This is a genomic window from Microcystis sp. LE19-84.1B (genome assembly GCF_027531875.1).
In the GTDB taxonomy this organism is placed as follows: Bacteria; Cyanobacteriota; Cyanobacteriia; order Cyanobacteriales; family Microcystaceae; genus Microcystis; species Microcystis panniformis.
On the sequence record NZ_JAPZSR010000366.1, the window covers coordinates 1 to 4765 of the forward strand.

Below are 4765 nucleotides of genomic sequence, written 5' to 3' on the forward strand. Positions count from 1 at the left end.
TATGGACAATAAAACCCTGTACGAACAAGACTTTTATCTCTGGATTAGAACTACTATTAATCAACTGCAAGCGAGACAGTTTGAGCGGGTAGATTTAGATAATTTACTGGAGGAATTAGCAAGTATGGGAAGGAGTGAAAAACGCAACATCGAAAATCTTTTGATTCAATTACTGGTACATTTGCTGAAACTAACTTACTGGACAGGAGAAAGAGCAAGAAATGAGGGTGACTGGAAAGGGGAAATTAGAAACTTTCGCAGACAAATAATCAAAGAAGTTAAAGATAGCCCTAGTCTTAAACCCTATCTTTTGGAAATCTTTGAGGAATGCTATCAATTTGCTAGAAAAGATGTTAGTGATCGCTCTCAATTACCCCTCGATACTTTCCCCGCTATTCCCATTGGTTCCCTTGAACAAGTTCTCGATCAAGATTGGTTTCCTACCGGCGATAATCTGGATTAGGCTGCTCCACATTGCTGTAACAAAAAACAACTATCCCCCGATAGCGATCGCTAAAGGTCGAATAATTGTAAATTTCTGTCAAGGGGTGCGGTCAGACATAGGAATCATCGCTAGAATGAGCCTAATTGTCAGGAATTTAGTTAACCAAGGTTTTTGGCAAGATGCTAATCTGGCTAACAGGCTTTTGGGGGTGATATGGGGAAAAATTCGTGCAATTGCGCCTAAATGGAGTGATATACGGAAAGTTGACCCATATCGTTACTCTGGAGAGTTTTATGCAGAAAGTTGACCTATAATATGTAGTTAGGCTGCTTCGTTTTTTGGTTGTGGCTGTCCTTGAAGGTGATTTGTTAGAATCACAAAGTTTTCGTTATTGAGATTTTTTATGCAATCCGGTCTCCGCAGTGGAAAGCTTACAAAATGGAAAGATGAGCGTGGATTTGGTTTTATTCAACCCGTTGATGGGAGTCAGGAAGTTTTTTTGCATATTTCTGAAATTAAAGATGCAACCCGTCGTCCACAAGAAAACGACACGATTTATTACCACTGCATAGTTGACTCAGATGGCAAAGTTCGAGCTTACAACGCATTTATTCTGGGAGCAAGAAACAAGTCAGCACCTTCAAGTAGTCGAACTAAACCCTCTGATGCCATCAATTCAAGCTTTCCGATAGTTGAGGTAGTTCTGTTGTCGCTTCTGCCTTTGTTTGGAGCTATTCATTTTACATGGACGACAGGCAATCCCATTCCACTGATTCTTTATCCCGTAATGAGTTTAGTGACTTACGCTCTATACGCAGATGATAAATCTCGTGCTAAACGAAAGGATTGGCGAACTTCTGAACAAACGCTACATCTGTGTGAATTTGCAGGTGGATGGTTGGGCGGGTTTATTGCCCAGCGAATATTGCGCCATAAAGGTCAGAAAAAGTCTTATCAAGTCACTTTTTGGGTGATCGTGATCATTCATTATGTTGTATGGCTGTTTTGGCTGTTTTCGGGAGGAACGCTATGAGGTATTGCGATTCTAAAAGCATCAGTGCGATGCCGAAGGCACTGCATAGCAGATCGCCGATCTTGTAGGGTGCGTTCCCTAATGCAACTTCTACTGCTCCACTGATCGATTTTGGGGAACGCACCATGCCCATTGATTGAAGCTGTGGGTTTAAGTGCGGTGTGGGCTAATCTGGCTAACACGCTTTTGGGCGTGATATAAAGATAGTATGGGTGACGGTTTATCTGATGACAGAGAATGGATATGTGGGGGATGTCTTTCAGGCATTGCTTACCCCGCTAAAGGTTAAAATGATCATGAAGCGATAGAATTACTCTAATGAAACTAGATCGTATTACGAGCCATCCAAACCGTATGAATGGGCAACCCTGCATTCGTAATCTTCGCCTTACGGTTCGTCGAGTGATTGAGCTACTGGCAACTTATCCCGATCGAGCAGAATTACATCAAGAGTTTCCGGAACTGGAGGATGAAGATATTCGACAAGCCCTAATTTTTGCCTCTTCTTACTTGGATGATCGCATCATTGAACTTCCTAATCGCTATGAAGCTGTTGCTTGATCAGGGACTACCGCTTTCTGCGGCAACTTTATGCTGACAAGAATATTTCACGTACAAGGTTGGGTTGACGACTGTTACCCAACACCCTCAGAACCAAGATTAAATGCGGTAGGATAGGCATTGGATAGATTTTCTAGATTGCCGTGAGCGAAACCGTCTATATTGAAACCAGTATCTTAGGCTATCTTACTGCTCGACCCAGCAGAGATATTGTTGTGGCGGCTAATATTGAGGTGACGAGGGAGTGGTGGAATACACGTCGCGGTGATTTTCAACTTTACTCATCCCAAGCGGTCGTGAAAGAAACCTCACAAGGTGATGTTGTGATCGCATCTCAACGACTAGAAATCCTTGCTAATCTATCTTTACTCGACTTGAACCAAGCTGTGCTAGATTTAGCAGAGCAATTTTTGGAACGCAGCAACCTTCCCGCAAAAGCTGATATTGATGCTGTTCATATCGCCGCTGCAACCGTTCACGGCATGGATTACCTGCTCACCTGGAATTGCAAGCACATCGCCAATGCTCAAATTCAGGGAAAGTTGGCAGAGATCAGCCTTGATTTTGGCTACGAGTTGCCAATTCTTTGTACACCCTATGAACTTCTCGGAGGTTGATTATGTTTCAGGATGAGATTGTGGAAGAGATCCACAAAATTCGTGAAGAGTACTCTCGGTCATTCAATCATGACTTGAAAGCCATCTTTGCTGATTTGCAAAAGCAACAAGCTGAAAGTGGCAGAGAAGTTGTTACCTTATCTCGAAAACACGGTCTAACCACACGTTGGAGCGGACGAGCGAGAGATATTGATAGTGGTGCAAAGGATATTAGCCGCCGCTCAACTTAGCCGTTACACTGAATCGGTTTTTAATAGCATGATTAACTGCCAATCCCACTTGAAAAACCCGCTCCCTTCTCCCCACTGCTGTAACAAAAAACAACTATCCCCCGATAGCGATCGCTAAAGGTCGAATAATTGTAAATTTCTGTCAAGGGGTGCGGTCAGACAGAGGAATCATCGCTAGAATGAGCCTAAATTGTCAGGAATTTAGTTAAACAAGGTTTTTGGCAAGATGCTAATCTGGCTAACAAGCTTTTGGGGGTGATATAGGGAAAAGTTCTGGCGATCACGCCTAAATGAAGTGATATACAAAAGGTTGACCCATATCGTTACTCTGGAGAGTTTTATACGGAAAGTTGACCTATAATATGTAGTTAGAAAATACAACAATGTAAATGATTAATATATTCTATTCATGGCAATCTGACTTACCTGAGACACGAGCATTTATTGGAGATGCATTAAGGAAAAGTGCCAAGAACATCAATAACAGCGAGGACATTACTACACCGCTCAGAGTGGATCACGATACAAATCAGGTTGCTGGATGGCCAGAAATAACATCGACTATACTAGATAAGATCGAAAAATGCGATATTTTTGTTGCTGACATTACACCCATAACTAGCCATGAAACTGGTTCTCGAGTATGTCCCAATCCAAACGTCTTATTCGAACTAGGATATGCGCTTGCCACGGGGATGAGACGAACTCGAATTATCTGCGTCGTGAACACATTTCACATCCCAGATCAAAACATTAATCACCTACCGTTTGATATAAGGGGCAGCAGGCCTCTTCAATACTCTCTGGCTCCAAAGGTTGATCGGGGTGTTAGGTCAGGGGTCGAAGATATTGAAAAGAGTAAAATCAGATCCGCTTTCATAAAAAATATGTCGTTGGCGATACGTGGAGTAATCCAGGCGGTTGACGAACATAAAAGAAAAAACGAGTTACGAATAAAACCACATTTAGCAGTTGAAGGAAATCGCTACCAAGTGGTGATTGATTGCATAAATGATGTACCTTTTCAATTTGAATCCATTGTAAAAGAATCCAATAATAATATAATCACTGGCATTCCGTTGGGCATGACTTCAATTGATCCCAAAGGAGAGAAGGTAGTGCGATTTAAGTCAAGTGAGTTCAATAAAAGAATAACCGAAAATAATATCATTATCCTTTTTGGTAAATTTTCACATATACATACGGACAAAAGGCCTGTCCCAGAGATTCATGATTTTGAAGTGCATTATGAGCTTCGTGACGGCAAAGCGATCGAAATACAAAGGGTTCAGCCTGATGTCGGCTAAGCACATCAAATGCGGACTAACAATTGCGATCGCCGATCTTGTAGGGTGCGTTCCCTAATGCAAGTCCTACTGCTCCAGCGATCGATTTTGGGGAACGCACCATGCCCATGGATTGAAGCTGTGGGTTTAAGTGCGATGCCGCTCTTGTGGGCCTAGTTGGGGAATGTTAGCGAAGATTCCCAATGTTTAGGTTAAAATAGAGGGCAAAAGTTGCCACAGGGTCAAGCCAATGACAGTGATGGGAATCGTGGGCAATGCTTCATCGTCAGAAAAGGGAAACTCGATTGTATTAGGCATGAGTAGATGCCTCTTGGTCATCCTGAATCATCTGCATCAGAATGTTTGCAGCCTCCGTTGCGTCGTAGGGTGACCAAACCGGATACTCTGATGCAGAAAAGATGACTTGTAGTTCAGCGTCTGGGATTTGTGCAGCTAGGAGTTTGAAGAGTGATAATTTGTCTGCCTGACTTAGATTGTTGACTAAAGAAATTAACTCAGCGAAAGGCATGGTTTAAACTCCTGAACCTACGAGAATACATTGATCATAAGCGATCTGAGAGATACGGTCTAAC

Annotated in this window: 7 protein-coding genes; 6 read left to right on the forward strand and 1 reads right to left on the reverse strand. The window is 42.5% G+C overall.

The annotated features are described in order from the left end of the window. Window position 1: 1 nt before the first annotated feature. The 6 genes from O9324_RS20700 (at window position 2) to O9324_RS20725 (ending at window position 4193) form a co-directional block, all read left to right on the forward strand. Window positions 2-463: a DUF29 domain-containing protein gene (locus O9324_RS20700; protein WP_288141185.1), complete on the forward strand. Its 462-nt coding sequence runs from the start codon at window positions 2-4 to the stop codon at window positions 461-463. A 385-nt stretch (window positions 464-848) separates the two neighbouring features. After that, entirely contained in the window at window positions 849-1478 is a 630-nt protein-coding gene (locus tag O9324_RS20705) for a DUF1294 domain-containing protein (protein WP_288141186.1), read from the forward strand. A 318-nt stretch (window positions 1479-1796) separates the two neighbouring features. Beyond that, a complete protein-coding gene (locus tag O9324_RS20710) occupies window positions 1797-2039 on the forward strand; it encodes a DUF433 domain-containing protein (protein WP_002790012.1) in 243 nt (80 codons plus the stop codon). 143 nt (window positions 2040-2182) lie between these two features. Continuing rightward, window positions 2183-2656, forward strand: a complete 474-nt coding sequence (locus O9324_RS20715) for a type II toxin-antitoxin system VapC family toxin (RefSeq protein WP_288141187.1) — start codon at window positions 2183-2185, stop codon at window positions 2654-2656. A gap of 2 nt (window positions 2657-2658) precedes the next feature. Continuing rightward, window positions 2659-2886: a hypothetical protein gene (locus O9324_RS20720; RefSeq protein WP_016516182.1), complete on the forward strand. Its 228-nt coding sequence runs from the start codon at window positions 2659-2661 to the stop codon at window positions 2884-2886. Window positions 2887-3275: 389 nt separating this feature from the next. Then, window positions 3276-4193 (forward strand): hypothetical protein, encoded by a 918-nt coding sequence (locus tag O9324_RS20725; RefSeq protein WP_287627869.1) that lies wholly within the window; start codon window positions 3276-3278, stop codon window positions 4191-4193. Between the two features lie 289 nt (window positions 4194-4482). Here the strand turns inward: O9324_RS20725 and O9324_RS20730 are convergent, their stop codons facing one another. Beyond that, complete coding sequence (locus O9324_RS20730) at window positions 4483-4701, reverse strand: hypothetical protein (RefSeq protein ID WP_002768793.1); 219 nt, start codon at window positions 4699-4701, stop codon at window positions 4483-4485. Between the last annotated feature and the right edge of the window lie 64 nt (window positions 4702-4765).

Excerpts from the sequence above, each read along its gene's own strand:
- O9324_RS20700 (WP_288141185.1), top strand. The coding sequence starts at position 2 with ATGGACAATAAAACCCTGTACGAACAAGACTTTTATCTCTGGATTAGA.
- O9324_RS20705 (WP_288141186.1), top strand. The coding sequence starts at position 849 with ATGCAATCCGGTCTCCGCAGTGGAAAGCTTACAAAATGGAAAGATGAG.
- O9324_RS20710 (WP_002790012.1), top strand. The coding sequence starts at position 1,797 with ATGAAACTAGATCGTATTACGAGCCATCCAAACCGTATGAATGGGCAA.
- O9324_RS20720 (WP_016516182.1), top strand. The coding sequence starts at position 2,659 with ATGTTTCAGGATGAGATTGTGGAAGAGATCCACAAAATTCGTGAAGAG.
- O9324_RS20725 (WP_287627869.1), top strand. The coding sequence starts at position 3,276 with ATGATTAATATATTCTATTCATGGCAATCTGACTTACCTGAGACACGA.
- O9324_RS20730 (WP_002768793.1), bottom strand. The coding sequence starts at position 4,701 with ATGCCTTTCGCTGAGTTAATTTCTTTAGTCAACAATCTAAGTCAGGCA.